Here is a 25300-nt window from a genome sequence, read left to right as displayed (position 1 = left end):
GGGGGTCAGGCGGAGGGGATGGAAACGGGAGCAAGCAGCTCGCCGACGAGTTTGATGAGGGCGGCTCGCACCTCGTCGACGGGGCCAAGGTCCTCGCCGTCGAGGAAGGCCATGCCTGCGACCAGGGAGTACGCCGCACCGCCGAGCGCGACACCGAAGCGCACCTTGTCTTCTGTGCTGGCGTTCTCATCGCAGATGGTGTTCGACAGTTCGAGGATGAATGCGTTCGCCCGATCGATCACGGGGATGCCGCGGAGCGAACTCCCCTGATTGATGAAGGTGTAGACCTCGAGCCGGTAGTCGAGCAGGAAGTCGATGAAATCCTCGACGAAGAGCCCACGAGCCTCGAGGGATGGGCCGCGCTCCGTGAATCGGGCGAGCAGGGCGCCGAGGCGGTCAATAGCCGGGCCGATCGCGGCTTCGAGCAGTGCTTCCTTGTTGGCGTAGTGGTAGAGCACGCTCGACTTGGAGTAGCCGGCCTCGTCGGCGATCTGCTGCAACGAGGTTCCCGAGAAACCCGTCGATGCGAACTGCTCGAGTGCGATCGTGCGCAGCTCGTCGCTCGCTTTCGGGCGTGTGCTGGCGTTGGCCGAATCGGCGTCTACTGAGGGCATGCGCCCCATGCTACTTGACCAATCGGTCAGGAACTGCACGATCGGTCAGGGTTGGGGCGAATTCCCAGTCACGCTAACGTGAGAGGACGGAGGTGCAGACACATGCGCAAATACCTGTTCAACGGCGCCGTCATCGGCGCGGTGACCAGCAGCTGGGGCATCGTTCAAGCCACACGCAACGGTCCGCGCGACTGGCGGCTGGCCCTCATGTGGCTCGGCTGGGGCATCTCACTCACCCTCGCGATAACCGCGGTGCGCGACGAGGCCAGAGAGCGCGCGCTCGAGAAGTAACAGCGCGCCGCGGCGTGTCAGCCGCAGATTCGGGCGAGTATAGCGCAGACTGATCCTGCTACCCGAAGCGAGCGAGAGGACAGATCGTGGCAATGTTCCGCCGGCGCCGCCAGACCGCGCCAGTGCTTCTGGCCCCTGCGCCGGAGCTCAGCTCCGAGGCACTGTTCGAGCTCATCAACAACAAGCTCACCGACATCATCGGGGCATCCGGGGAGTGGACGCTCGTTCGCCGTGCGGACGGCGACACTGACGAGATCTTCCACACGATGCTGAGTCGCCAGATTGCCGGCGAGCTCACGCGCACCGTTGAGGACGGCCGCGACGCGCTGCGGAACGAGCCGGGAACCGAGCCGAGCGCGCTCAGCTGGAATCCCGCCCCCGTTGCGGTGTGGGCCGATCAGAACCGCACCGATCAAAACCGTGCGGACGCCCCGCGCAGCGCGCACGCTGAGACCGCATCGCACCGCGCCGTCGCCTAGCCCTCCAGACTCTCCGCTCCAGGCTCCGCGGTTCAGACGCTTCATTCCAGAATCTGCCGTCGTTTTTTGTACGGCAGATTGAGCGCGGCATCCGGCCCCGCTTCTAGCGTTGTGTTCATGACACAGCAGAGCTTGCCGCCACAGCCGACCTCGGCCCCCGCCCCCGCAGCCTCCGGCCCCCGTGCGCCGCGACGCACCCTCGGCGCCCGCGACCTGGCGTCCATCGCCACCTTCGCCGCGCTCATCGCCGCCCTCGGCCTGCCCGGCTCGCTGTACCTCGGCGGCACCGCCGTCCCCATCACCTTCCAGACCCTCGGCGTGATGCTCGCCGGCGCCATCCTCGGCGCCCGGAACGGATTCCTCGCCGTCCTCCTGCTGCAGGTGCTCGTCGCCGCCGGTCTCCCCCTGCTCTCCGGCGGCCGCGGCGGCATCGGCGTGTTCCTCGGCCCAACGGGCGGCTACCTGCTCGGCTGGCTCCTCGCCGCACTCGTGATCGGCTGGTTCACCGCCAGGCTGCTCCCCCGCTACCCGCTCTGGCCCGCCCTGGGAGCCACGGCACTCGGCGGCATCGTCGTCATGTACGCGATCGGCGTTCCGTGGGTCGCCGTCAGCACGGGTGTCCCGTTCACCGTCGCACTCACCGGAGCACTGGTCTTCCTTCCCGGTGACATCCTCAAGGTCATCGTGACGGTGCTCGCCGCGAAGCAGGTGCACCGCGCCTGGCCCGGGCTCATCACCCCCCGGTGAGCAGTCCGTTGCTGAGCGATACGTCGGCGGGCACGGCGCGGTGGCTGGGCGGCGCAGACGCTGACACCGCGCTGCGATTCGGCGGGCGCGCGCTCAGCTACGGGGCGCTGCGCGAGCGCGTCGCCCGGCACGACGTCGCTCGGAGCAACCCCACTCCTGGCGTCGTCGTCCGCGCGGACAGCGCAGACGACACCGAGCTGCTGGTCACCGTCCTCGCGGCTCTGGACCGGGGGCGCCCCGTGATGATCGGTGATGCGCGCGACCCCGCGCCGCTGCCGCAGCACGTTCCGGCATCCGCTGGGCTGATCGTGATGACGTCCGGCTCGTCCGGCCGCGCCAGGGCCATCGCCAGGACTGCGGCGTCGTGGCACGACTCCTTCGCGCCGTTCGCCGCCGCGACCGGGCTCGGCCGCGGCGACACCGTCGTGCTCACCGGCCCGCTGCACGTCTCGATGCACCTCTTCGCGGCCCTGCACACGCTGTGGCTGGGAGCAGAGCTGAGCGATGACCCCACCGCGGCGAGCGCCGTGCACTGCACGCCGGCCGTGTTGCGCCGGATCCTCTCGGCCGAGCGACTGCCCCAGCGCATCATCGTGGCCGGCGCCGCCCTCCCTGAGGCAGGGCGCGCGGCCGCCGAGCAGCGCGGCAGCACCGTCACCGAGTACTACGGGGCCGCGGAACTCTCCTTCGTCGCCATCGGCGACCGTGCGGGAGCGCTCCGCGCGTTCCCCGGCGTCGAGCTCGAGCTGCGCGGTGGAGAGGACGGTGGAGAGCGCTCAGCCTGGGTGCGGTCCCCGTACCTGTCGCTTGGCTACGTCGGCTCGGCGAACGGCGCGCTCCTCCGCGACGACTCCGGCTTCGCCAGCGTCGGCGACCTCATCGACCTCGGCGACGACGGCACGGTGCGGGTGCGCGGCCGCGCGGATGCCGCCGTCACCACCGCGGGGAGCACCGTGCTGAGCGAGGACATCGAGCGCGCGATCGAGGGCATCCCCGGTGTCGGCACCGCCGCGGTCCTGGCCGAACCGCACCCGATCCTCGGCGAGAGCGTCCTCGCCGTGCTCGAGCGCACAGCGGCACTCGACGGTGCGGGGGCACTCGACGCCGTTGTGGCCTCCGCGCGCGGGCTGTTCACGCCGATCGAGCGCCCCCGCCGCTGGCTGCTCGTCGACGCGATCCCCCGCACCGCGTCTGGCAAACTGGCCAAGGGCGTGCTGCGGGCCGGGCTCGACGACGGCACGATCCCCTTCAGCGAGTTTGGAGCTCCACGCGATGTCTAGCAACAGGATGCCGCACCCCGGCGACGCACCGATGACCGGTGCGGTGATCGTTGCTGCCAAGCGGAGCGCCATCGCCACGAGCGGCCGCGGCCTGTCCGAGCACAGCGTCGACGGACTCGCCGCGCCCGTTCTGCGCGCCATCGCCGACGCGGTGGCCGCATCCGGCCGGCCGATCGGCGAGATCGTGCTCGGCAACTGCATGGGGCCAGGCGGCAACGTCGCCAGGCTCTCAGGTCTGCGCGCCGGCCTCGATCAGAGTGTGCCGGCCGTCACCGTCGACCGGCAGTGCGGTTCGGGGCTCGAGGCCGTCGCGCAGGCCGCAACGCTCGTGCGCGCCGGCAATGCAGAGCTCGTGCTCGCCGGCGGCGCGGAGTCGGCGTCCACCGCGCCGTGGCGGTTCTGGCCGCCCCACGGCGACAGCGAGGCCCGACGCTACACCCGCGCCCCGTTCGCACCGAGCGGCTGGCCGGACCCGGAGATGGGCGAGGCCGCGGACGCCGTCGCCGACCGCTTCGGCATCTCCCGCCGGCGCCAGGACGACTGGGCAGCCCGCTCGCACGAGCTGGCGAGCGCCCACCGCGACCGCGGCGGCTTCGACGCGGAGATCGTCCCGATCGGCGGCGTCGCCAGCGACGAGCGCCCGCGCGCGACGCTCGACGCGAGCCGCCTCGCCCGCTTCGGCCCGGCGTTCACCGACGGCGGGACCGTCACGGCCGGCAACTCCTGCGGGATCTCCGATGGGGCGGCCGCGATGGCCGTGACCAGCGAGGCGGTGCGCGCCGAGCTCGGCCTGCCCGGTCTCCGCATCGTCGCGAGCGCGGCGTCCGGCTCGGACCCCGCCCTGCCCGGCATCGGTGCCGCCCTGGCAATCGAGCGCCTCCTCGCCCGCACGGGCGTTGCGGCATCCGAACTCGACGCCATCGAGATCACCGAGGCCTTCGCCTCCCAGCTCCTCGCGGTCAGCGACGCCGTCGGCCTCGACGAGAACCGCATCTGTTCCGATGGCGGCGCCATCGCGCTCGGCCACCCCTGGGGTGCATCCGGAGCGGTGCTGCTCGTGCGGCTCGCCGCGCGCATGTTCGCCAGCGACGGTGAGCGCTACGGTCTCGCGGCCTGCTCCATCGGCGGCGGCCAGGGCATCGCCATGCTCGTGGAGCGTGCGGCATGAGCCCCATCGTGTTCGAGGGCGTCTCGCACGGCTACGGCGAGCGCCGCGTGCTGCAGGAGATCGAGCTGACGATCAGCGAGCACCGCGTCGGCATCGTCGGCGCCAACGGCTCAGGCAAGTCGACGCTCGCCCGCATGATCAACGGCCTCGTCACGCCCGATCATGGCCGCGTCACCGTCGACGGGCTCGATGTGAGCAAGAAGGGTCGCGAGGTACGCCGCCGCGTCGGCTTCGTGTTCACGAACCCCGACAACCAGATCGTGATGCCGACGGTGGCCGAGGATGTGGCATTCAGCCTGCGTCGGCGCGGCCTCAGCGCGGCGGAGAGCGCGGAGCGGCTCGCCGCGACGCTGGAGCGCTTCGGCCTCGCCGGGCACGCGGACCACGCCGCGCACCGGCTCTCCGGCGGCCAAAAACAGCTGCTCGCGCTGGCGTCCGTGCTCGTGACGGAGCCGGCGATCGTCGTGGCCGACGAACCGACGACGCTGCTCGACGCCCGCAATGCCCGTCTCATCACCGAGATGCTCACCGGCCTCGATCAGCAGGTCATCGTCGTGACGCACCAGCTCGAGCTGCTCGCCGGCTTCGACCGGGTGATCGTCATCGATGACGGACGCATCGTCGGCGACGACGTACCGGATGCCGCGATCAGCCGCTATCGGGCCCTGCTGGCCTGATCTCCTCCTGCGCGTGCTCTTCTCCGCGTGCTCTTCTCCGCGTACTCTTCTCTGGGCCCGCTCTTCTCTGGCGGCCGGCCGGCTGTCAGGATGGCGTCATGGCACTCGACATCGAGGACTATGCGCTGATCAGCGACTGCCAGTCCGGCGCCCTCGTCGGCCGGAACGGCAGCATCGACTGGCTCTGCCTGCCGCGCTTCGACTCACCGTCGATGTTCGGCGCCCTCCTCGGCAACGAGGAACACGGGCGGTGGCTGCTCGCGCCTGCCGATCCCGCTGCGATCCCCAGGCGCTCCTACCTGAGCGATACCTTCATCCTCTCGACGCTGTGGGAGACGGAGGGCGGCCAGGTCGAGGTGATCGACTTCATGCCGCACGGCGGCGGGCCGGACATCGTGCGCCGCGTGCGCGGTCTCAGCGGGAGCATCGACATGCACATGGATCTCCGCGTCCGATTCGGCTACGCATCGTCCGTGCCGTGGATGCGCCAGATGAAGGACGCCAGGGCTCCGGCCGGTGAGCCGCACGCGCTCGTCGCGGTCGCGGGGCCGGACGCCTGCGTCATCCGCGGTGTCCGCATGCATGCCGAGGGGCGCAAACACATCGCCGATTTCACCGTGCAGGCCGGCGAGACCCGCGAGCTGCAGCTGAGCTGGTACCCATCGCACCGGCCGATCCCTGGCCCCATCGACGTGGACGAGAACCAGCGCAGCTCCGCCGAATGGTGGCGGAGCTGGGCGCGCAGCTGCAGCCACGAGGGCCCGTATCGCGAGGCGGTCGTGCGGTCGATGCTCGTGCTGCGCGCACTCACCAACGAGGAGACGGGCGGGATCGTCGCGGCGGCGACGACCTCGCTGCCGGAACAGGCTGGCGGCATCCGCAACTGGGACTACCGCTACGTCTGGCTGCGCGACGCCTCGCTGAGCCTCAAGGTGTTGCTCGGCCAGGGTTATGCCCGCGAGGCTGAGGCGTGGCGCGACTGGCTGATGCGCGCCGTCGCCGGCGACCCTGGCGACGTGCAGATCATGTACGGGCTCGCGGGGGAACGCGAGCTGCCGGAGCGCCAGCTCACGACGCTCCCCGGCTATCGGGACTCCGCCCCGGTGCGGGTGGGGAACGCGGCGGTTGGGCAATTCCAGTCGGATGTCATCGGCGAGGTGATGGTGGCCATGCACGCCGCCCGCGAGGCCGGCGTGCCGGAGACGGAGTTCTCCTGGCCGCTGCAGCGGGCGCTCATGCAGTTCCTCGAGCAGAACTGGCGACGGCCGGACCACGGCATCTGGGAGATGCGCGGGCCGGCGCGGGAGTTCACGCATTCCCGCGTGATGGTGTGGGCGGCGTTCGACCGTGCGGTGCGTGCCATCACCGAGTTCGGGCTCGAGGGCCCGCTCGTGCGCTGGAGCACCCTGCGCGACAACGTGCGCAGCGACATCGAGGAGCGTGGCTTCAGCGTCGCGCGCAATTCGTACACCCAGTTCTTCGGCAGCGAGGAGGTCGATGCGGCGCTGCTTGTGCTCCCTCAGGTCGGGTTCTGCGCCTCGGACGACCCGCGCATGCTCGGCACCGTCGCGGCCATTGAACAGGATCTGCTCCGCGACGGCCTGCTGCTGCGCTATCGCACGCGCACCTCCGTCGACGGTCTGCCGAGTGGCGAGAACCAGTTCCTGGCCTGCTCGTTCTGGCTGGCGGAACAGTTTGCGCGCACCGGCAGGCAGGCCGAGGCCGAGGCGCTGATGACGCGGCTCCTCGCGCTCGGCAACGATGTCGGCCTGCTCTCCGAGCAATACGACGTCGGCGCGGGGCACCAGGCAGGCAACACTCCGCAGGCACTCAGCCACCTCGCGCTGATCTGGGCGGCGGAGGCGCTGCAGGGCACGGTCTCCCCCGGCCGCTGACCCGGTCTTCGCCGTGCCGCGTCGAGCCGCCGGCATCCGTCGCGGCCCGCGAACTGTGCACGGGCCCGGCGTATTCACCGGGCCCGTGCAGTTTTCCCGGGCCCCGAGCGTGGTGGGCGGCGGCCGGCGGCCGGCCAAGTGTTGACCCCGTTTCTTGTACGCCCGGCCGGCCCGGCGCCGCCGGCCGCGTCCTACGCTGAAAGACGTGATCGGTCTCTACCACCCGGGTGACTCCCTGCTGCACAGGGCGCCCGCCCTGCTCAAGCTGGCGCTGCTCTCGCTCGTCATCGGCGTGGGCGTGGTGCTCCGCGAGCCGTGGCAGCTCGGCGTGGTGCTGGCCTTCGGCGTGCTGCTCGCGGCATCCGCCCGATTGCCGTTCATCGGGCTCTGGCGGCAGGTCGCCCCCGTGCTCTGGGTGCTCGTGATCGCCGTTCCGCTGCAGCTCGTCTTCGGCGACTGGGTGACAGCGGCGCTGATGGCCGGCCGCCTGATCATCGCGGTGTTCTTCGCGGCGATCTTCACGATGACGACCACCGTCAGCGCCGTGCTCGACGCCTGCGTGAGCCTGCTCCGGCCGTTCCGACGCTGGGTGGATCCCGAGCGCATCGGCCTGCTGCTGGCGCTCACGATCCGCTCGATTCCGGTGATCGCGGCCATCGTCGGCGAGGTGATCGAGGCCAGGCGCGCACGCGGAACGCAGGGCTCACTGCAGTCGCTGGCGGTTCCGGTGATCGTGCGCTCGCTGCAGAACGCCGAGGCACTCGGCGATGCGCTGATTGCCCGCGGCTTCGACGACTGAGCTCGCCGCACCCCTTGTCGACCGCGCGGGGCCGTCATACCCTCGATGAGGACGCGGTACTGAGAGCATGGGAGCCCCGATGGACTGGAAGATTGAACTCGTAGCGATCCCCGTGAGCGACGTCGATCGCGCGAAGGCGTTCTACGTCGACCAGGTCGGATTCAACGACGACCACGACTACGTCATCAACGAGAACCTGCGCTTTGTGCAGCTGACCCCGCCTGGCTCGGCCTGCTCGATCGTGCTCGGCACCGGCATCACGGAGATGCCGCCCGGCTCGCAAAAGGGCGTGCAGATCGTGGTCCCGGATGCCGACGCCGCCCGCGACGAGCTGCGCAGCCGTGGCGTCGACGCCAGCGAGGTCGACGAGCAGCCGTGGGGGCGTTTCGTGTTCTTCGCCGATCCCGACGGCAACACCTGGGCGCTGCAGCAGTTGCCGCCCCGCGACGACGCCGCGCGGTAGCACCGACTGAGGGAGCGCCAGCGGCTCCTCAGCGGCACGCACCAACGGCTGCATCGGAATCCGCGACGAGTTCTGCGCCAGTTGCCGCGCTCTGCGCCAGCAACAACCACGGCGAAACACGGAGTGTGGCGCAGAACGCGCGCAGCTGAATCGTCGTGCCGCCGGCGACAAGAGGCCCCGCTCCCCCATTTTGATGAGGTGCGAGGCCTTGTTGCTGTGAGGGTTGCTATACCCTCGAACGTAAAAACCGCCTAGGTCGTGAGACCTAGGCGGTTAGTTGGTGCACCCCCTCGGACTTGAACCGAGAACCCACTGGTTAAGAGTTTCGACCGCCGACGACCTGCTCGCGATCTGGGCAGCCGAAGACGTGCTGGCCGAGGTTCTCTCGTGATCTGCGCACAGTGTGGTGGCAGCACGGGCAGCACCTTCGTGGTGATGTTCGACTACTGCAGCAGATGCCAGGCGTCGCCGTTCATCGAGCGTGTGCCGAACGTGCACGCACACGACGCCGAAGACGGCCCCGGCCGCTCCTGCCCTGAACGGCTCGTCAACGGTCTCATGTTCGGCGCGTGCATGCTCGCCGACGAAAAAGGTGCGCAAGATCCCGCACACCTTTTTGAGCCGAGCGGGTCAGACCGCGCCGACCTCGACGGCCTCACGGCAGCGGCGGAGCCACTCGGCGTGGGGAACGGTGCCATCGCCGACGCTCTCCAGCCAGCTCGCCGCGCAGAGCACGACCTCCTCGACGGTGAGGGGCTCGGTCTCGTCAGCGTCGCTCATGCGTCGATCGTCGCACACGCCGAACACGTCGAGCTTGAGGCGTGGTGGGAAGACTGCACCGAGGGCGAGTGCGATCACCGCGACGAGGACGGCGAGCCCACCGACTTGACCGCGTGCCCGTCGTTCATGTTCGAGGTCTGTGTCGACTGCATGGCCGAAGAGGACGCGGGCCGCGAGCCCGGTGGGTGGAACTTCCGGCCGCTGCTGCCGTGGCCGCACCCCGGCTCGACCGGGTGGACGGAAACGCCCCCGACGCCCGAGCCGGCCCTTTTCAAGCCGCGCCCTGAACCGCATGATTTAGGGTCTCGGTCCCCCGAATGACGGGCACTCGGACGGGGGCCGAGTCGTTCAGTGATCGGCCCTCGCTGCGCCTCGAACATGAAAATATGAAGACAGCGATACGGACGCCAGATGGTTGGCGTGCCGACCTTGAGAGTTACCTGACGTGGATGCGCGCGGCCGGGCAACCTGAGACCACCCTGTACCTGCGGAGCTACCACATGCGGCGCTTCGCCTCGGAAACGGGGCGGGCGCCGTTTCCTATGACAGTCGACTTTCTGGCCGGCTACCTCGGCGGGCATGCCAAGCTCGGCGCATCGTCCCGCAACAGCATGCGCTCTAGCCTGCGGGCGTTCTACCGCTGGGCGCACCTCACAGGCCGCATCGACACCGATCCATCCGCGAGCCTACCCAAGGTCAAAGTTCAGACCGGGAGACCCCGCCCAGCGCCGACCAAGGCCGTTGACGAGGGCAAGCGGGCGCACGACTGGCGGGTGCGGCTGATGGTCAACCTCGCCGCACACGCCGGGATGCGCTGCGGCGAGATCGCCAAGGCGCACACCGACGACGTCTTCCCCGATCTCGTAGGCTCGTCGATCCTGGTGCACGGCAAAGGCGGCAAAGAGCGCACCGTTCCGCTTCGTGACGAGCTGGAGCACATGCTCAAGCAACTAGAGCCCGGCTACATCTTCCCCGGTCGCATCGACGGGCACCTCTCCCCCGGCTACGTCTCGAAGCTGATCAGCGAGGCGCTGCCCACGAACGTCACCGGGCACATGCTGCGGCACTGGTTCGCCACGAACGCCTACCGGGGCTCAGGCGGCGACATTCGCGCCGTCCAGGAGCTTCTGGGGCATGCCTCCGTGGCGACCACGCAGATATACACCCTCGTCGAGGACGGCGCGACGCGTCGTGCCGTGAACTTCTAGGACTCGGAGTCGTCGGCGCGGTGCTGGCCGCTGCCGGTGGTGGCGTCCAGCCCGCGCTCGACGATGATGTTCGTGAGGCGCTTGTTCTCCTCCTGCATCGCCGACAGTGTGCCGTTCGTGTTCGACTTGATCGTGTCGAGCTTCTTCGCCTGTTCGCCGAGCCCGAAGATGGTCACGACCGCAGCCGAGCCGATGCCGAGCAGCGTCACCACTGAGGTGACGAAGTTGCCCACCTCGTCAGGCCGGTAGATGTAGAGCACCGCGCAGCCGATCAGGCCGACGAGGATCAGGACGAAAAAGCCGAGCAGGATGATGGTCTTGTTCATGAGTTGCCTTCCGATTCTTGGGATGTTGTTGACTACTTCGGCAGCGGGAGCGCGGGCAGCCCGTTCTGCGCCCGGCGACGGTTGACCCCGGCCAGAGCGTTGTGAAACTCCGTCGCTGTGACGACGTCGTACTGGCCCGACTTCCCGTTCCAGATTCGACCCCACTCGTTCGCGAGGGCTTCGTTGGCGGGGTTGAGCTCGAAGGTTGTCTCGCCGACGAGCGCCCAGCCGTTGTAGTAGGTCTGTCCGGGTGTTCCTTGCCGGATCGGTCGTGCCATGGTGTCTCTCCTCTGGGAGGTCGGTGCTGCAGGGGTGGTTGGTGTGAGGTTGCCGCCCGCGGGAGTGGAGCTGCCGATCGCGGCTTGGATGTACGGCCACGGGTCGGACACGAGTGCCGGGTAACCGTGCACGCCGCCCTGCCCGCTGGCGTTCGTGGTGCAGAGGTGGTTGCCGCGAGATGCGCTGCCGGTGTTGCCGACGAAGCCGATGCCCTGGGCGAGTTTCACAGCGTCGCCGACGCTGAACGGCGAGCGTTCCTTCATGTGCCGGTAACCGACGTAACGGCCGAGCGGTGTGCGCACCTCGAGGATCCAACCGAGCGCTTTCGACCATTCGTTTATCACGACCGTGCCCGCCACATACGACGGGATCGACGTGCCGCCGGCATGCGAGAAGTCGAGGCCTCGGTGGGGGTTAGCGCGGTCGCCTGCGGTGGAGTCGAAGCCGTCCGCGAGGTCGGGGTCTGCGTAGAACTCAACCCAGCTCATGGTCGCCTCCTGCTGCGCTGATGCCTTCTAGCGCTGTCACACGGCCGTCGATGTCGGCGAGCTGCGCCGCGTGAAGCTTCGCGACGGCTAGCAGGGCGACGGTCACTAGTTCGTAATGCAGGCCTTGGCCGATGCCGTCAGCGTCGTAGACCACGAACTGCTCGAACCCGGCGTCCTCGAACTCGTCCACGATCATGAACGGTCGAATCGGTGAGTCGTCGAAGTCGGTCAGGTAGCGGCCGTGGTAGGCGCTCACCAACTCAAGGAAGCGGGCGGCGTCTTCGTGCGACCATTCGGTGAGATCCTTCTTCATTGCCCTTGTCGAGCCGGGGATGCCGAACACGCCGGAACCGTCCGCGTAGATGCTTGCGTAGTTCGTGGTGATGGTTTGGCCCCGTGCACCGGGAGAGGCGAGCCCGTTGCCCCCGGTGTTGAGCGCCTCGCCGTTCCGGTAGAACCCTTGCGGGCGGCCCGTGGTGACGATTTTGCCCTGGGTGAAGCCGTTGATGAGCATGATGAGCCCGTCAACGTCCCAGTCCAGCTCGATGATGTCGTTGCCGAGCTTCCCTACCTTCGTGCCCACCGCATTGGACAGCGATGTGAACGCGGCGCTTGTCGGCACGTCGCCTTTCTTGGGCACGTCGAGCGCTGTGCGGGCGGCCGCCGCGGTGATCGCCCCGGTGCCACCCTTCGCGATCGGGGTCACCGCCGAGGTGCGGTCCGCGATGTAGTCGCGGGTCTTGTTGATCTCGTCGTAGCCTTGGCGGCGATCCGAGGCGCCGGGCACCACGTCCATGCCTGCGGCTGCTGCCGCGTCTCCGTTTGCCATTGCTATGCTCCAATCGTTTCGGAAAGCCACGACCCACCGGGAGGTGAGGCGAGCCACGAGGTACCGGCTGGCAGGAAGATCCATGCCGTCGGCGGGGTATCAGTTAGACCGCGCGTCTTCACGGCCATTTCGTCGGTCGCGAGATCCCACGCGACGGAGGCAACAACGCCGGTCTGGATCGGTGTTGCTGGGAGCGTGACGGTTACGGGCTGTGTGGGTTTCACTGCGTACTGCGACACGGCAGACACGTCGAGAGTCCGCCCGCGTCCGGCCGCGCGCTTGACGGCGTACCGCGCAGCGCCGGGGCCGGGGTACGCGCGCTCGAGGATGAAAGTCCTGACACGGCTGCGCCCCGGTTCGGCATACCAGTCGATCGCTTCTTGCGCAGCCCCGGTGGAATCCCGCCATCTGTAGATGAATAGCGCGGCGTCGAACCAGTCGTCGTCGTCGCGGCTGATCTGGTCGACTGCCTTCGTGAGGTTCTTCGCGGTGGAGAGCTGCGTCTGTCCACTGGCGATGTAGCTGCCGTCGACGAGCCACCACTTGCGCGCCTCGTCGCAGAAGAGTCGCAGGGCGGCCGCCTGAAAGAGCGGCTGCACAAAGTCCCATGCCGACTCGCCTGGCTTCCAGTTGAGCAGTTCGGGCGAGCGGTCGACGAGGGCGGTGCGTGTCGCGGTGCTCTTGCCCGCTGCGCCTGTCCAGTTGTAGCCGTAGTCGGCAGTGTCGGCAGTGTCGCCGTCGAAGTAGGCGGTCTCTGTGCCTTCGGAGAGGCGAAGGTCGATCCAGTAGCACGATGCCGTGCTCGCGTGGCCGTGGTAGAACCGCACGAACGCTTCGGTTGCGCCGGGCGGGACGGTGAAGGTCACCGAGAGCCGGGTGTTCCCGGCCGCGTTGGGAGCCTGCGCTGAGCTGGTCGTCACGTACGAGCCTGAGCCGACGCGGGTGTACGCGACGATGCGGCGCGCCTGTGCGACAGCGGTACCGGCCATCGCTGCCGAGATCATGAAGATGCCCGACACCGTGTACGTCTTGCCTGCCTGCATACCGTTGCGCAGCGCGCCCGAATCGCCGCCGATCATCATTGCCGAGTCGCCGGTGGCTGCGGCACCGTTGAGCCGGAACCCCGTGCCGTGCGACCCGGGAACGACGCCGGTCTGCCGTACCAAGTTGGTGAGGCCCTGCGACGTTGTGTCGGTGGTGTCGATCTGTGCGGTCGGGTTGGTGAACAGGTTTGTGGAGTCGGTGAGCACGTAGAAAGACGAGTCAGCTGCGCCGGGCTGCAGGGCGGCGCCAATGCGGGACAGCACAACGTTGTTGATGATGCTGCGCAGCGACGACTGATAGGCCAGTGCCGCCGTGTTGGGGGCAGTGGCGAGCCACACGTCGTCCTGCAGGAGGGCTTCATCGGAGGCTAGCGAGAGCGTCATCTCCCCGGCCTCGTGGTCGATCTGGCGATCGCGCAGGCCGAGGTCGAACACCCGGGATTGGGCCGGGGTGTAGTTGGCCGCGCAACTGATCTTGACCCGGCGCGGCTGGCGCGGGTCGATCAGCTCTTGCACGGTCTGCGCTGGAATCGGGATCGTCAGCTCCGCCTGGACGTGTGGCGACCACCCCTCGTCCATCGTGACCCGGCCGCCGCGCGGCGAGAGGGCGTGCCCCGCCCCCACTAGCAGGGTTGCCGCGTAGTCGTGCGTTGAGATCGTCACGGTGCGACCTCCTGAAAGTCCACCGTCACCACGCACCGAAGCAGGGTCGCCGGGTCGAGAGTGACCCCGATGCGGCCTGCGACGACGTACCTCATCGACGCTCCCGGCAGGTCGTCACGGTCGACGGTGAATACTGCGGCGGCGGCGTGCATGGTCATGCATCCGGCTGCGGTCGGCTCGTCTTTGAACAGCAGGCTCAGTGTCCCCGTCCGCAGCGCGGCGGGCGCGAGCGTGACATCGGGATCGGGCCGCCCGATGATCGGGTGGATGATGTTGCGTCCCTGCCTAGTCGCCTCGTACCCAAGCACCAATAGAGGCGTGATGGTCGTTGTGCCGTCTGTGATCGTGGACATTAGAGCACCGGGCTTCCGACTCGATCGAACTTGGTCGCGACGCGAGCCACGAATCGATGGTTTGAGATCTGTCGTTGAATCTCGGATAGGTCGACATCGCCGATCCGGGGCGTGACTAGCGGGCCTTCCATCGTTTTCGGGATACCGGCGGCGAGGGCCGTTGAATACGAGCCGCTGGAGGTCTTTCCCGCCTCAGTCCAGATGCGACCCAGCTCGTCCTGTTGCTCGGGCGTAGCAGCCTTGTACCCGGCGAGGAAGGTTGCCGCTGCTTCTGCACCCTGCGAGTCCAGAAAACTCTTCGCCGAGTCCGACAGCGGGCTTGTGGCGAGTGTGTCCTGGTAGTCAATTAGCGCCTGCTGCTTCTCTTGCATGGCGGCGATGTATGCGGCGGTGTCGAACAGACCGGTCTCTTTGTTGATGTAGTCCTGAACGCTGCCAGCGGCGTCGTCGTATGCGTCGTTGACGGTTCCGACGAGCTGTGCTTTGCGCTCGAACTCGGGGCCGCCGAGTGCGAGCCACGCGGCTTCCTCTGCGGCTGCTTCCTCGGTCGACTTCTTGATGCTGTCGTACTTCCGCGCGATCAGGACAAGACCCGTGTACTTCTCACTGTCAGCGCTCTTTTCCATGAACGCGTTGAAGTCGCCGAGCCCCCGGCCTGCCCCTTCCATGGCCTTGATCTGTTCACGCACACCACCGATGTACTCGTCGAGGGCGTCGCTGTTGTCGGCGTAGAGCCCGGCGAGCCGGTCGAAGGGTACGCCGGTCTTGCGGGCGATCTCGCGGAGGTCATCGAGCGAGTTCTTCGCGGGGTCGGTTTCGGTGGCAAGCTCTTTGATCTTGTCGATGACGTACTCGAGAGAGAGCTTGCCAACGTCGCCGGTTTCTATTAGCTCGGTTGCGAGTTCGCCGACCTTCTCTCGCATGGCTTCGCTGTCCTCAGATCCAGCTTGCAGCGCGGAGCTGATGAGCCCGATTCCGACGGCTGCGGCGAGGCCGGCCGCTGCGCCTGCAGGCCCGAACCCCGCGAAGGCGTTGGCCGCGACCTCTTGGAACATGTCCACGATGGAATCGGCAGAGCCGTCGAAGCTGGCGGCGGATTCTTTGGCTGTGGAGTTCGCTTCCTCTTTGAAGTCTTTGAGCCCGTCGCGCGCGTCGTCGGTGCCCTTCTTGTAGTTTCGGCCGATCTGGTCGCCCGCTCCTTTGGCCTCGCGCTTCGAGGTATCCGCAAGTTCCTTGAACGAGCGTTCCAGCCGGTCGACGCCTTTCTCTGCGTCCTTCGCTCCGTCGCGGATGTTGTCGCCGAGCTTGTCGCCTGCACGCTGGCTCTCGCGGGCGAGGTCGTCTAGTGAGTCGGCGACGCCCTCGAAGGCCTCCTCGGCGTCGTCGGTGCCTCGGAGGAGGTCGCGAACGTTTGAGAGGAAGTCAATGGTGATTGCCATTAGTTGGTCTTCCTTCCTGCTTTGGCGTAGTTGTCGACGATGAATTGCACCCACTGGGCGACGGCCCATGTGCCGATCTCGGATGCCGCGTCGTAGGCGATGCGGCCCTCTTTGACCCGGCCTTTGAACTGTCTGTTGATCCACTTCTTGGCGGTGTAGGCCTTGCCCTTGCGCGAGCGGGTGCGCACCTCGGCCTGGCGGCTGCGTGCGCCGAACTCGCCACCTGCCCATTCGAAGGCGGGCACGAGGCCGCCTCGCAGAGGTTTGCGGGAGGTTGCGGCGAGGAGGCTGAACCGGTCGGTTCCGGCGCGGGCGCGGGCGCCCTTCACGATGATGGCCCGCTCCATGTTGGTCGAGGCACGACTCTCGACTGCGGTCTTCCAGCGTCCGCCGATCTCCTGACGCGTCTGCACGTTGACGCCTTTGCGCACCTCGGCATTCGCGCGGCGGAGGCCGAACACCGCCGCTTTCAGTTCGGGAGATCGGCGGACATCGAACATGGTTACGGGCCGACGGGTGTGCGGACGGGCTTGGTCGAGCCCATGGCGACGGTCGACTCGTTGAACGCGTTGACTGCGCCGCCGATGGCCGGAGGTGCGAGGGTGACGGTGGCGCTGATCTCGAACGTTCCATCGGCATCCGGCTTGTACTTCATCTCGACCTGCTCCCCGGCGTGGTCGAGGAGGAAGTTGGCGAGGCTGTCCTCGGTCTCGAAGTCCTGCACGAGCGTGATGTTCGCCGTCCACGTCGGCGAGGTCGTGTCGGTGAAGACGGCATCCGGAGTGCCACCTCGCCACTCAGCCGTTGAGCTGGTCGGCGTCCACTGCACGTTGCTCACATGCTTCTCGTAGGTGTCGGCCCCAATGCTGAGCTTGAGGTTCTTTTGTGCCCTGGGGGCAACGTTGATCTGTGGCATGTCTACTCCTTGTTCGTGTTGACGGTGATTTCGATGCGATACGCGTGCTTCTGCTCGTCGTACCTGTCGCGGGTGGCGTCGGGTGCGGTGCACCACGTCAGCGGGAGCAGCGCGTCGAGCACGGTGGTGAGGGCAGTGTCGAGCGTGTCCTCGGCCTTCTCCTCGTCTAGCTGGTCGGTGATGACCCAGATCCAGAACGTTTCGCGCGCGCTGCCCTGATTGGGGGCGGGTTCGACCTTGCGCCGCTCCACGACGATGGCTGCTGTCACGGCCGCGCTGAGCGGGCCGAGGTTGAGGGGGTAGCCGTAGACGGTGTAACTGCCGGGCAGGGCCGCGCGGAGGGCTGCGGCGAGCTGGGCACGGGTGGTGGTTTCGTCGGCCATGCTTATCCCACTCCGGGGACGGGGCGCAGCGGGCGGAGCCGTGCGCGGATGTTGGCGTCCATGGGGTAGACGCGGACGCCGCCGCCCTCGTACCCAATGGTGTCTTGCGGGCCGGTCTGTTTGAACGTCCAGATGGCCCGGGCTTGGAGGAGTTGCGCGATGCGCCAGCCGGGGCGGATGCCGCCCGCTGGTTCATCGAACTCCTCGTAGGGTTTGCTCGTGGCGAACTCGATGCACTCGATTTTGGCCGTCGCGAGGAGGTCGTTCAGCTCGTCGGTGGCGGGGGCGTCCTTCCACTCGGCGCGAGCGGTGTCGGCGGTGTGCCAAGTGACCATGACGGGCACCTTCCATGTGAGGGTGGATGGTGCCCGACCCCGTTCGGGGCCGGGCACCGGGGGTGCTACGGGGTGGGCGCCGGGACGTACTTGCGCTTGACGATGCCGCGGGGGTCGTGGTCGTCGAGGCGGAGGTATCCGAACAGGCCCATGTCGACGGCGGCGACCGAGATCGCGACGGCGGTCGGCTGGATCACCGGGGACTCGCGCACGTCCACGATGCTGTTGTCGAAGCCGAGCGCCTGCCCGGCTTCGAGGGCGGGATCGTTGACGATTGCGAGCCCGGCCACGTCGGCGGTGCCATCGGCGAGGTTGATGCCGATGGATGCCTGGCGGAGCCAGAGCGGCAGCGTCGAGGTGGGGCCGACGTCGAGGTCTTCCAGCTCCTCGTAGAGGAGGTTGTCGAGGAAGACGCGGTTCAGGCGGCCGCCGATCGGGCGCACGTCCTTGACGAGCTGCTTGAGCACGGCGACGACGCCGCCCTTGGTGACGGTGCCGGTCGGCGCGCTCGCAGCGGCGAGCATGCGGGAGCGGATGCCGATGTTCGACTTGATGTTGTAGCGGCGCATGCGGGCCGTGAGGAAGTCGACGGTGAACTGCGGGTCGGCGAAGTCGATCACGCTGCGCTGCACACGGTGAGCGGCGGCGACCATGAACGGGGTGAAGGCGTCACCCGCCGTGGTCGGGTCGTTTCCGGTCACCTCGTCGAACGTGTCGAGGCTGTGCTCGTTCACCTCAGGCTCCTCGTCCCAGCGCCAGCCTTCGGCCTTGAGCGAGGTCAGCGGCAGCGGGGAACCGATGGCGTCGATCCACGGGCGGTCGGACTTGGTAAGGGTGCGCAGCTCGCCCAGCCACTCGGGGCGGGTGAATGCCTGCCCGTCGTCCTGGCTGGGCAGGAACTCGCCGATGGCGAGGGCGACGCCCTCGGAGTTGGTCAGTTCGCCGCTGCGGACGCCGGACGCGACGCGCTGTGCGACGGCGGCGAGGTTCATGGGTCGCTGGTTGACTTCGAGGTTGGCGGCTGGGGCCGGGTCGTGGGTGGGGCCAGCCTGTACGTCGGCGGCAACCGGAACGGCCGGCGTGGGGGTGGCGGCCTCGGTGGCGACGATCGCGGCGAGGGCGGCGTCGTACTGCTCTTGGGTGATGGTGCCTGCGGCGAAGGCCGCCGCGAGCTGGTGTCGATTCACAATGAACTCCTTGGGTTCGGTGGGCGAGGTTGCCACGGCGGCGGCAACGTTGTTCACCCCGGCGTCGGCGACGGCGGGGACGGCTACGAGACTGGTTTCGTACCAGTCGGCGGCGGTGACGTGGATATTGAGGTCTTCGTCGAAGTAGTACTCGGAGGCGGTGAACCCCACCGAGAGCCCGTCGCGGAGCCCCTTCTCGGCGGATGCGAGGGCGTCGTCGCCCTCTTCTCCTTCGGGGATCGTGTAAGTGACGGCGAGGGTTCCCTCGTCCAGTTCGGTGAGGTAGCCGACGGGCTGGCGCATGTCGTGGTCGACGAGCATTTTGTTCTTGTTCAGCGGCATCCGGGAGTTGAGACACCCGGCGTCGAGGTACATGTAGTGCGAGGGGATGAACTCGCCGTAGATCGAGGCGGTGCCGCTGATGGTGCGGGCGGTCGGGTCGACTGCGAGAGTGATGGCAGCGTTGACTCGGACGGCGCTGAGCTTGGGGCGGAACTGGGCCCCGGCGTTCAGCGTGGCGATTCCCGCCGTGTGCTGCACATCGCCGATGAGGCCGAGCCGGTGGAGGCGGTCGAGTTGTTTGCGGTTCACTTGGTGCTCCCTTCGGGTGCTGGGCTCGCCCAGCCCTCCCATGTGGCGATCTGGTCGTTCGTTACGAACCCGCCGTCCTTGCCGAGCTTGTAGGCGGTGAAGCGGGTGGTCATGTCGTCGCGGGTGAACTGGTCGGTGTCGAAGCCGACGGTCTGCGTGGCCGGGGTCACGTCGCCGAGCGAGAGCCGGTCGGTGATGATGGTCGACACGTCGGCGATGGCCGAGAGGTTGAGGAGGTCGCGCCACCGGCTGGCGTTGTTGCTGTAATTCAGGGACGTTCCGGCCAGCTCCACGTCGACGGCCCACGCGGGCATCCCGGCGTGGCGGGCCTGTTCGAGTTCGAGCTTCTTGCGGGCGTCGATGAGCAGTTGCTCGACGGGCTGGCCGAGCGGCGTGGCCTTCAGCGTCTTGCTCGTGTAGCCGATGCCGCCGTTCTCGCGGGCCTCGCGCCACCGGGTTATCAGGGCGTCGATCTCGGTGGTTTCGAGATCTGGGCCGTCGTTGTGGAGGTCGATGGATGGGACGGGGTTGGACTCGGCGTGTGCTGCGGCGCGGTCGACGAGGATGCTGCGCCGGATCGTTTCGGCCCCACGGACGAGGAGTCCGCCGTCAGGATTCACAAAGTCGATCACGTCGTCTTGGTTGACGTCCTTGCCGAACGCGTTGATCAGCCGCCCGGCGTCGTCGGTGCGGGCCTCGTGCTGTGGAACGTAGCGCACGAACGTCGGCCATCCGTACGCGTCGCGCTCGGTCACGTGCCACCACGTTGCTGGGTGGTAGAAGATCGCCCTGGCGGTACGGCGCAGCGTGGTCGAGCGGGGAATGCCGCGCTCAGGCTGGACGAGAAGTGACGGCTGAGCGGGGAGCCGGATGCCGGTAGCCCGATTCGCGGTGAACAACGGCATCCGCTGGATCGTGCCGGTGGTGATGCCCTCGGCCCGCGAGATCACCGAGAGCTGACGGGCACGAGGTTCGGTCACTCGGATGTGCTCGCCGAGCTTGTAGAGGTTGTCGAGCGTGAACTGCCCAATGGGCGAGGTGGCCCACGGCGACTCGGGGCTGGCAACAACGGCCGACAGCTCGAACCCGAACAGGCGCTTAACTTCAGTGACGATTCCCACGTGGAGAATCGTCACTAGTCACACCGAGTGCTGAAAATCACTCGGCGTGTTGCTTCGTCCAGCTCAGTGCGTCGGTGGACTGTTTTGAGCCGCCGTGCACGAGCGAGTCATGCCGTGCGCCGACCGTCCAACCTTCGAGTTTCGAGTCCGCGAATGCCGCCCACCACGGGCATTCGGAGCACTTCACGACGGTGGAGATACGGGTCGAGTCCAGCTTGATCGTCATTGTTCGGGCCTCTCAGAAGTGGATGATGGGCTTGGCGAGCTCTGGCTCGCGGTGGTCGTATGCCCACAGCCCGACGGCTGCGGCGTTGAGTGCTGCGATAGGGCCGGTGCTGTTCTTCCTCGAGAACCGCCACCCGTCGGACATGGGCTGCAGCACGACGTGCGCGATCGCGGCGGCGAGGGTGCGGGAGCCGTCCTGGCGGAGCTGCTTCTCGCGGATGTAGGTGAGGAGGCCAACGCATGCTGTGGCAAAGTCGCCGTAGCCGATGGTCGAGATCTCGTGGCCGAGTCGGCGCAGCTCGTCGGTCACGCGCCGAGTCTCGCCGCCGTCGTCGGCGGCAACCACGGCGGGCTTCCAGTCGGTGATGATCCAGACGATGAACGGGATCAGCCACGCCGTGCCGGGAGCAGCGTGGAGCACTCGGGTGCATGCCACGCCGTCGGTGTCGCGCCACGTCGCCATGACCGCCGCCGACTCGCCACCGTAAGCCACCTCATAGGTGATGGCGAGATCTCGTTTCGAGGGGACGGCGAGCGGCTTGCGGTTCAGATCCTGCCAATCTTCCTCGGCCACGAGCGGATCAGAGGAGGACGTGAGGCGATTCATGTAGGCGCGCATCCACTCGCCGTGCGGCTGGTCGTTGGACTCTTTCGCGAGGTAGCTCTCGGTGATCGTGTTGCCGAGCGCGGGGTGGAACGTCCACCACGTCTGGGGCTCGTACGGGTCGAGCCCGTCGGCCATCGACCACTCGGCGTAGAACATGCCCGGCCATTGGGAGCGGCCCCGCTCCACGAGGTCATTGAGCATGCCGCTGTTCGAGGTGCCCATGGTCGAGATAAACCAGATTTGAGACTCGCCTTCGAGGGTTGCCTGCGCGGGGCCGATGGCGCCCATGAAGTCGATTCCCTTGGCCTGATCGTGTCGCCAGATCTCGTCCATCGTGACGAGGTGCGGAGTCTCGCCGTGGATGTTGTCGGGCCCGGCGAAGGTCGTCAGCCGTGATCCGTTGGCGAGTGAGAGGCCCATGCTGCCAGCGGCATACCTCGGCTTGAACAATGGCTTGAGCGGGGAGCCCGTTGCCATCGTGATGATGTCGCGCATACGGTCGGTGGCGTCTTTGCCGGTCTGGGCGGTGAAGAACGCGCTGATCTTCGGGCGGGTCATGATGCGGTGGATCTGCACCGGGCCGACGAGGGTTGTCTTTCCCGACTGCCGGGGCACCGTGACGACGACAACGGGGTACTTGTAAAACCCGTTCGCGGTCTTCTCCGTCGCGCCGTCCACGACCATGCGCTGCCACGGCATGAGGGGCTTGCCGAGCGCACGAGAGAGGCGGGCGATCTGTCGGCCCTCAGTCGCCGCAGCCGGATCGCGTGGAGTGATGAACCTAGGGGGCGGCGAGGACTGAAACTGCATCACTCACCTCGTCTTCGTCATCGTGCATCATGGCGCTCACAACCTCGTCGAGCAGATCCTTCGACGCGGCCTCGGGCTGCGGCAGAGATTCGAGGATCTCGTTCATCACGCGCAGCAGGTTCGCCCGGCCGGACGGTGCACCACGACCGAACGAGCGGTCAATATCGCGGGCCGCGACGAGCGCAAGCTCGACCTGGGCGGAGTGGTTCGCCTCGATGTAGCCGAGCGAGCGCAATGCGGAGATCTGAGCGGCGACGGCTGCGGCGAGGCTGCCCTTCGGCTCGGGCGGCGACTCGAAGCCGGGGAGCATCGCGGCTTCTGTGTCCGATTCGTTTGTCATGGTTCGTTCCCGTCAGGATCCTGATTTTTTGTAGTGGGTTGGGAGAAAATGGACGGGGCTGCGCGTGGGTGTCCAGCTAGGCCGAGCTAAAAAACTGAGTGCCGTCTTCGATGAGTGCGAACGTTTCGGCCGGCCGATTCCCTCGGCTCTCGTTGCAGTGCTTGTGCGCCGGGCCGAGGTTGTCGAGGTGGAACACTGCGCCGCCCTTCGAGCGCGGGATCACGTGATCCGCGCTGTTCGCGCCGGGCAGCCCGCACAGCCAGCACACTGTGCCGTATGTCGAGAGCGTGAGCTTCACGTACTGCTGCGCCTTGCGACCACCCCACTGCTCACGAGGCATCGAGGGATCAGCGAGCAGACCCGGGCCGCGCCGAAGCTGCGCCATCAGCGGGCTCCGCCTGCCGATAGCATGCGGGCATGACTCCTACCGACACCGGCATGCTCGTCCTCGCCCTGATCGTCGCCATCCCGGCCTTCTGGGTGCTGCTCTTCTTCGTCGTGAAGGGCGCGATGCTCGCCGCGATTCGTCAGCACCGCCGCGAGATCAAGGCGGAAGCTGCGCAGACGGCGAAGGCGAGCGCGTAGCCAGATCACCGCCAACGTCAGCCACAGTCCAACGGTGAGTACAGCGGCGAGCGTCGGGTCGACGTAGCTGGGGTCGCTCACGCGGTGGCCTCGCTCACGCACACGAGGCTGTCGCTGAACTCGGCGATCTCCGCCCAGGTGGGACGCGTCGACTTCGGTTCGAGTGGCCCGCCCGTCGCTAGCTCCATCGCCTCGGTCCACGTGGTGAGGTATGCACCGACGCCGGTCAGAATGTTGGTGGCCAGCCAGCCGCGGGCGTAGCCGAGGCCTCGGGGCGCTCCGGCGCGCTCGACGCGCCATCGGCCTTGAGCGTGTCGGCTGATCGGCGTGAACGTGTCGCGGTGCTTGCTCATGCTTGGTTCCAATCGAGGGGCGTGTCTTCGGGGGTGTGGCGGGTCATAGCGTCGAGCTGCTCGCGCGTGTACGTCGGACCGGGGATCAGGACTCTGCCGGAGGTCATCACGATCACGCGGCCGTCGTCCCTGTTGCCACATCCGTGGATGCAGTAGCCGGAGTCAGGGTGGAAGTCGTGGGCGGCGTCGGGGTTGCGGTGGAGAGCGCAGCGGGTGTGAGTTGGGCGAGTCATTCGCCGATCCTTCGGTGGTGAGGTGGTTGAGGGAGGTGTGGCCCCCTCCGAGAACGGAAGGGACACAGGACTCGATGCTTCGGCGGAGCCGGGGCGTCGGTCGTCTGTGGGCGCGTCTCTCGATCGCGCTACTGACAGGCGGGTGCAGGACGGGTGTCGAGTGGAGCGCCCGGTCGTACCACTTACCGCTCCCCCGTCTGCTCGGGGCACTGTTGGTTCGCAGTGCAGCTCTGCGGGTCTCACAGCCATGTGCGGCGGTGGGTGCAGGCTCAACCTGCGGCGTGTTGAGTTCGCCCCCGGTGCTCCCGGAGGCGAACTCAGTAACGCCGAGCGCGGCAGTGGCAGCGCCGTGCGCCGCGACCTTGCCCTCGTGAATCCTTTTGTATTCATGACCGCAAGAGTTGTCCACATTGTGCATAAAGCTGTGGATTGAATGCGGCGTGTCTAGGAATGTATTCATCGCGCGTTGTAAGCTGCTCGCATGGTGAACATGACAGTTGCCCCGACAATGCCGTTAGGCGAGCGCCTGAGCTGGGGGCGGAAGATGGCCGGAATCGATCAGACCGAGATGGGCCGACGCGTTGGTGCGTCCCGTCCGACAATCTCCCTGTGGGAGCGGGGCGAGCGCGAGCCGTCGTTCTCCCAGGTTGTGATCTGGGCGCGCGAGATTGGGCAGCCGCTTGAGTGGCTGGCAGAGGGCGTTAACGCAAAAACGGCCCCAGCCGAAGCTGGGACCGTTTCAGGATTGGTGCACCCCCTCGGACTTGAACCGAGAACCCACTGATTAAGAGTCAGTTGCTCTGCCGATTGAGCTAGAGGTGCGTATCTCAGCCCGTTTCTGTTTCCCGGGCCGAGATAAAACAATAGCATCAGATTTCGGGGCTGACGAATCCGCTGCACCCGGGTGTGTCGCGCGGGCCGCTTACGCCTCCACTAATGTGACTGTGTGACCCTTGACGCAGCTGCCAACCTGGCCGACGACCTCGCTCTCGCCCAGGAACTCGCCGACATCGCCGACGCGATTTCCTTCGCCCGCTTCCGCTCGAACGACCTCGAGATCTCGACGAAGCCCGACCGGAGTTTCGTGACGGATGCCGACCAAGCCGTCGAGCGCGCGATCCGTGCCCGCATCGCCGAGGCCCGCCCTGCCGACGGCATCCTGGGCGAGGAGTACGGCACGGAGGGCGACAGCACCCGCCAGTGGATCATCGACCCGATCGACGGCACGGCCAACTTCCTCCGCGGCGTACCCGTCTGGGCAACCCTCATCTCGCTGAGCATCGACGGCCACCCCGTGCTGGGTGTCGTCAGCGCGCCCGCCATGAAGTCACGCTGGTGGGCGGCATCCGGCGGCGGAGCGTTCATCCAGGAGGCCGGCGCAGCGCCGCGCCCGCTCCGCGTGAGCGGCGTGCGCGAACTCAGCGACTCCTCCATCAGCTTCAACAGCATCGCCCAGTGGGACGAGGCCGGCTACCTCGACAAACTGATCGCGCTGACCCGCACCGTCTGGCGTGACCGCGCCTACGGCGACATGTGGTCGTACATGCTGCTGGCCGAGGGCCTGATCGACGTCGCGGGCGAGTTCGACGTGAAGCCGTACGACCTCGCGGCACTCGTCCCCATCGTGGAGGAGGCCGGCGGCCGATTCACCTCGGTGACGGGCGAGCCAGGCCCCTGGCACGGCAACGCGCTGGCCAGCAACGGTCTGCTGCACGAGGCCGTACTCGACGCTCTTCGCTGAGCATTCCCCGCGTTTCTCCCCGGACACGGTGGTGCGCTAGCATCCCGTTCGG

General features: G+C 67.5%; 33 protein-coding genes and 1 tRNA gene. 13 read left to right on the top strand and 21 right to left on the bottom strand.

The genetic code is table 11. The features are described 5' to 3' along the window. Window positions 1–5: 5 nt before the first annotated feature. On the bottom strand, window positions 6–614 hold the full coding sequence (locus tag EV379_RS04570; RefSeq protein WP_130505096.1) for a TetR/AcrR family transcriptional regulator: 609 nt from the start codon (window positions 612–614) through the stop codon (window positions 6–8). Between the two features lie 102 nt (window positions 615–716). Here EV379_RS04570 and EV379_RS04565 point away from each other — a divergent pair, with 102 nt between their 5' ends. The 9 genes from EV379_RS04565 (at window position 717) to EV379_RS04525 (ending at window position 8413) form a co-directional block, all read left to right on the top strand. Beyond that, on the top strand, window positions 717–905 hold the full coding sequence (locus EV379_RS04565) for a hypothetical protein (protein WP_130505095.1): 189 nt from the start codon (window positions 717–719) through the stop codon (window positions 903–905). 86 nt (window positions 906–991) lie between these two features. Next, window positions 992–1384, top strand: coding sequence for a hypothetical protein (locus tag EV379_RS04560; RefSeq protein ID WP_130505094.1), 393 nt, complete (start codon window positions 992–994; stop codon window positions 1382–1384). Between the two features lie 117 nt (window positions 1385–1501). Next, the gene (locus EV379_RS04555) at window positions 1502–2131 is read left to right on the top strand and encodes a biotin transporter BioY (RefSeq protein WP_130505093.1); all 630 of its coding nucleotides are present in this window, start codon (window positions 1502–1504) and stop codon (window positions 2129–2131) included. Then, entirely contained in the window at window positions 2128–3411 is a 1284-nt protein-coding gene (locus tag EV379_RS04550) for an AMP-binding enzyme (protein ID WP_130505092.1), read from the top strand. Before EV379_RS04555 ends, EV379_RS04550 begins: the two co-directional genes overlap by 4 nt. Next, the gene (locus tag EV379_RS04545; RefSeq protein WP_242616234.1) at window positions 3404–4579 is read left to right on the top strand and encodes a thiolase family protein; all 1176 of its coding nucleotides are present in this window, start codon (window positions 3404–3406) and stop codon (window positions 4577–4579) included. The genes EV379_RS04550 and EV379_RS04545 overlap by 8 nt, the downstream gene beginning before the upstream one ends. Next, complete coding sequence (locus EV379_RS04540) at window positions 4576–5256, top strand: energy-coupling factor ABC transporter ATP-binding protein (protein WP_130505091.1); 681 nt, start codon at window positions 4576–4578, stop codon at window positions 5254–5256. The genes EV379_RS04545 and EV379_RS04540 overlap by 4 nt, the downstream gene beginning before the upstream one ends. A gap of 98 nt (window positions 5257–5354) precedes the next feature. Continuing rightward, a complete protein-coding gene (locus EV379_RS04535; protein ID WP_130505090.1) occupies window positions 5355–7151 on the top strand; it encodes a glycoside hydrolase family 15 protein in 1797 nt (598 codons plus the stop codon). Window positions 7152–7356: 205 nt separating this feature from the next. Further along, window positions 7357–7950, top strand: a complete 594-nt coding sequence (locus EV379_RS04530) for an energy-coupling factor transporter transmembrane component T family protein (protein ID WP_130505089.1) — start codon at window positions 7357–7359, stop codon at window positions 7948–7950. Window positions 7951–8029: 79 nt separating this feature from the next. Next, window positions 8030–8413 (top strand): VOC family protein, encoded by a 384-nt coding sequence (locus EV379_RS04525; RefSeq protein WP_130505088.1) that lies wholly within the window; start codon window positions 8030–8032, stop codon window positions 8411–8413. Between the two features lie 630 nt (window positions 8414–9043). Here EV379_RS04525 and EV379_RS17135 read toward each other — a convergent pair. Then, window positions 9044–9193 carry a hypothetical protein gene (locus EV379_RS17135; protein ID WP_165397287.1) on the bottom strand — a complete coding sequence of 50 codons (150 nt, stop codon included), beginning with the start codon at window positions 9191–9193 and terminating at the stop codon, window positions 9044–9046. Between the two features lie 542 nt (window positions 9194–9735). Between EV379_RS17135 and EV379_RS04515 the strand changes: the two genes are divergently transcribed. Then, a complete protein-coding gene (locus EV379_RS04515) occupies window positions 9736–10401 on the top strand; it encodes a tyrosine-type recombinase/integrase (RefSeq protein ID WP_130505086.1) in 666 nt (221 codons plus the stop codon). On the opposite strand, the gene EV379_RS04510 is transcribed toward EV379_RS04515, so the two are convergent. From EV379_RS04510 to EV379_RS04435, 16 genes are all read right to left on the bottom strand, one after another. Beyond that, a complete protein-coding gene (locus EV379_RS04510) occupies window positions 10398–10727 on the bottom strand; it encodes a hypothetical protein (protein ID WP_130505085.1) in 330 nt (109 codons plus the stop codon). The genes EV379_RS04515 and EV379_RS04510 overlap by 4 nt on opposite strands. Before the next feature lie 32 nt (window positions 10728–10759). Further along, window positions 10760–11494 carry a M23 family metallopeptidase gene (locus EV379_RS04505; RefSeq protein ID WP_130505084.1) on the bottom strand — a complete coding sequence of 245 codons (735 nt, stop codon included), beginning with the start codon at window positions 11492–11494 and terminating at the stop codon, window positions 10760–10762. Then, window positions 11481–12323: a hypothetical protein gene (locus EV379_RS04500; RefSeq protein WP_130505083.1), complete on the bottom strand. Its 843-nt coding sequence runs from the start codon at window positions 12321–12323 to the stop codon at window positions 11481–11483. The genes EV379_RS04505 and EV379_RS04500 overlap by 14 nt, the downstream gene beginning before the upstream one ends. Window positions 12324–12325: 2 nt before the next feature. Further along, complete coding sequence (locus tag EV379_RS04495; protein WP_130505082.1) at window positions 12326–14029, bottom strand: hypothetical protein; 1704 nt, start codon at window positions 14027–14029, stop codon at window positions 12326–12328. Further along, window positions 14026–14382, bottom strand: coding sequence for a hypothetical protein (locus tag EV379_RS04490; RefSeq protein ID WP_130505081.1), 357 nt, complete (start codon window positions 14380–14382; stop codon window positions 14026–14028). Before EV379_RS04490 ends, EV379_RS04495 begins: the two co-directional genes overlap by 4 nt. Next, window positions 14382–15821 (bottom strand): hypothetical protein, encoded by a 1440-nt coding sequence (locus EV379_RS04485; protein WP_130505080.1) that lies wholly within the window; start codon window positions 15819–15821, stop codon window positions 14382–14384. Before EV379_RS04485 ends, EV379_RS04490 begins: the two co-directional genes overlap by 1 nt. Further along, the gene (locus EV379_RS04480) at window positions 15821–16234 is read right to left on the bottom strand and encodes a hypothetical protein (RefSeq protein ID WP_130505079.1); all 414 of its coding nucleotides are present in this window, start codon (window positions 16232–16234) and stop codon (window positions 15821–15823) included. Before EV379_RS04480 ends, EV379_RS04485 begins: the two co-directional genes overlap by 1 nt. Window positions 16235–16323: 89 nt before the next feature. Further along, the gene (locus EV379_RS04475; RefSeq protein WP_130505078.1) at window positions 16324–16737 is read right to left on the bottom strand and encodes a hypothetical protein; all 414 of its coding nucleotides are present in this window, start codon (window positions 16735–16737) and stop codon (window positions 16324–16326) included. 2 nt (window positions 16738–16739) lie between these two features. After that, window positions 16740–17120 (bottom strand): hypothetical protein, encoded by a 381-nt coding sequence (locus EV379_RS04470; RefSeq protein ID WP_130505077.1) that lies wholly within the window; start codon window positions 17118–17120, stop codon window positions 16740–16742. Between the two features lie 2 nt (window positions 17121–17122). Next, a complete protein-coding gene (locus EV379_RS04465; protein WP_130505076.1) occupies window positions 17123–17455 on the bottom strand; it encodes a hypothetical protein in 333 nt (110 codons plus the stop codon). Between the two features lie 65 nt (window positions 17456–17520). Then, window positions 17521–19233 carry an HK97 family phage prohead protease gene (locus EV379_RS04460; RefSeq protein WP_130505075.1) on the bottom strand — a complete coding sequence of 571 codons (1713 nt, stop codon included), beginning with the start codon at window positions 19231–19233 and terminating at the stop codon, window positions 17521–17523. Next, complete coding sequence (locus EV379_RS04455; RefSeq protein ID WP_130505074.1) at window positions 19230–20354, bottom strand: phage portal family protein; 1125 nt, start codon at window positions 20352–20354, stop codon at window positions 19230–19232. Before EV379_RS04455 ends, EV379_RS04460 begins: the two co-directional genes overlap by 4 nt. 37 nt (window positions 20355–20391) lie before the next feature. After that, the gene (locus EV379_RS04450) at window positions 20392–20580 is read right to left on the bottom strand and encodes a hypothetical protein (protein WP_130505073.1); all 189 of its coding nucleotides are present in this window, start codon (window positions 20578–20580) and stop codon (window positions 20392–20394) included. A gap of 12 nt (window positions 20581–20592) precedes the next feature. After that, window positions 20593–21996: a terminase large subunit domain-containing protein gene (locus tag EV379_RS04445; RefSeq protein ID WP_130505072.1), complete on the bottom strand. Its 1404-nt coding sequence runs from the start codon at window positions 21994–21996 to the stop codon at window positions 20593–20595. After that, on the bottom strand, window positions 21968–22336 hold the full coding sequence (locus tag EV379_RS04440) for a hypothetical protein (RefSeq protein WP_130505071.1): 369 nt from the start codon (window positions 22334–22336) through the stop codon (window positions 21968–21970). The genes EV379_RS04445 and EV379_RS04440 overlap by 29 nt, the downstream gene beginning before the upstream one ends. Window positions 22337–22412: 76 nt before the next feature. Further along, window positions 22413–22676, bottom strand: a complete 264-nt coding sequence (locus EV379_RS04435) for an HNH endonuclease (RefSeq protein ID WP_130505070.1) — start codon at window positions 22674–22676, stop codon at window positions 22413–22415. A gap of 77 nt (window positions 22677–22753) precedes the next feature. Here EV379_RS04435 and EV379_RS17130 point away from each other — a divergent pair, with 77 nt between their 5' ends. Further along, window positions 22754–22921: a hypothetical protein gene (locus EV379_RS17130; protein WP_165397285.1), complete on the top strand. Its 168-nt coding sequence runs from the start codon at window positions 22754–22756 to the stop codon at window positions 22919–22921. A 77-nt stretch (window positions 22922–22998) separates the two neighbouring features. Here the strand turns inward: EV379_RS17130 and EV379_RS04430 are convergent, their stop codons facing one another. Next, window positions 22999–23274 (bottom strand): hypothetical protein, encoded by a 276-nt coding sequence (locus EV379_RS04430; RefSeq protein WP_130505069.1) that lies wholly within the window; start codon window positions 23272–23274, stop codon window positions 22999–23001. Beyond that, the gene (locus EV379_RS04425; protein WP_130505068.1) at window positions 23271–23507 is read right to left on the bottom strand and encodes a hypothetical protein; all 237 of its coding nucleotides are present in this window, start codon (window positions 23505–23507) and stop codon (window positions 23271–23273) included. The genes EV379_RS04430 and EV379_RS04425 overlap by 4 nt, the downstream gene beginning before the upstream one ends. Before the next feature lie 481 nt (window positions 23508–23988). Between EV379_RS04425 and EV379_RS17585 the strand changes: the two genes are divergently transcribed. Further along, on the top strand, window positions 23989–24291 hold the full coding sequence (locus tag EV379_RS17585; RefSeq protein WP_207226313.1) for a helix-turn-helix domain-containing protein: 303 nt from the start codon (window positions 23989–23991) through the stop codon (window positions 24289–24291). Here the strand turns inward: EV379_RS17585 and EV379_RS04415 are convergent. Then, window positions 24254–24329 (bottom strand) — tRNA-Lys (locus EV379_RS04415). The two genes, EV379_RS17585 and EV379_RS04415, sit on opposite strands and share 38 nt — an antisense overlap. Before the next feature lie 124 nt (window positions 24330–24453). Here EV379_RS04415 and hisN point away from each other — a divergent pair. Beyond that, window positions 24454–25248 carry a histidinol-phosphatase gene (gene hisN / locus EV379_RS04410; protein WP_130505067.1) on the top strand — a complete coding sequence of 265 codons (795 nt, stop codon included), beginning with the start codon at window positions 24454–24456 and terminating at the stop codon, window positions 25246–25248. The last annotated feature ends 52 nt before the right edge of the window (window positions 25249–25300 follow it).

It is taken from the genome of Microterricola gilva, assembly GCF_004217495.1.
GTDB classification, from domain to species: domain Bacteria; phylum Actinomycetota; class Actinomycetes; order Actinomycetales; family Microbacteriaceae; genus Microterricola; species Microterricola gilva.
The sequence above is the reverse complement of the archived record's forward strand: the minus strand, read 5'-3'. Positions and strand labels throughout refer to the sequence as shown.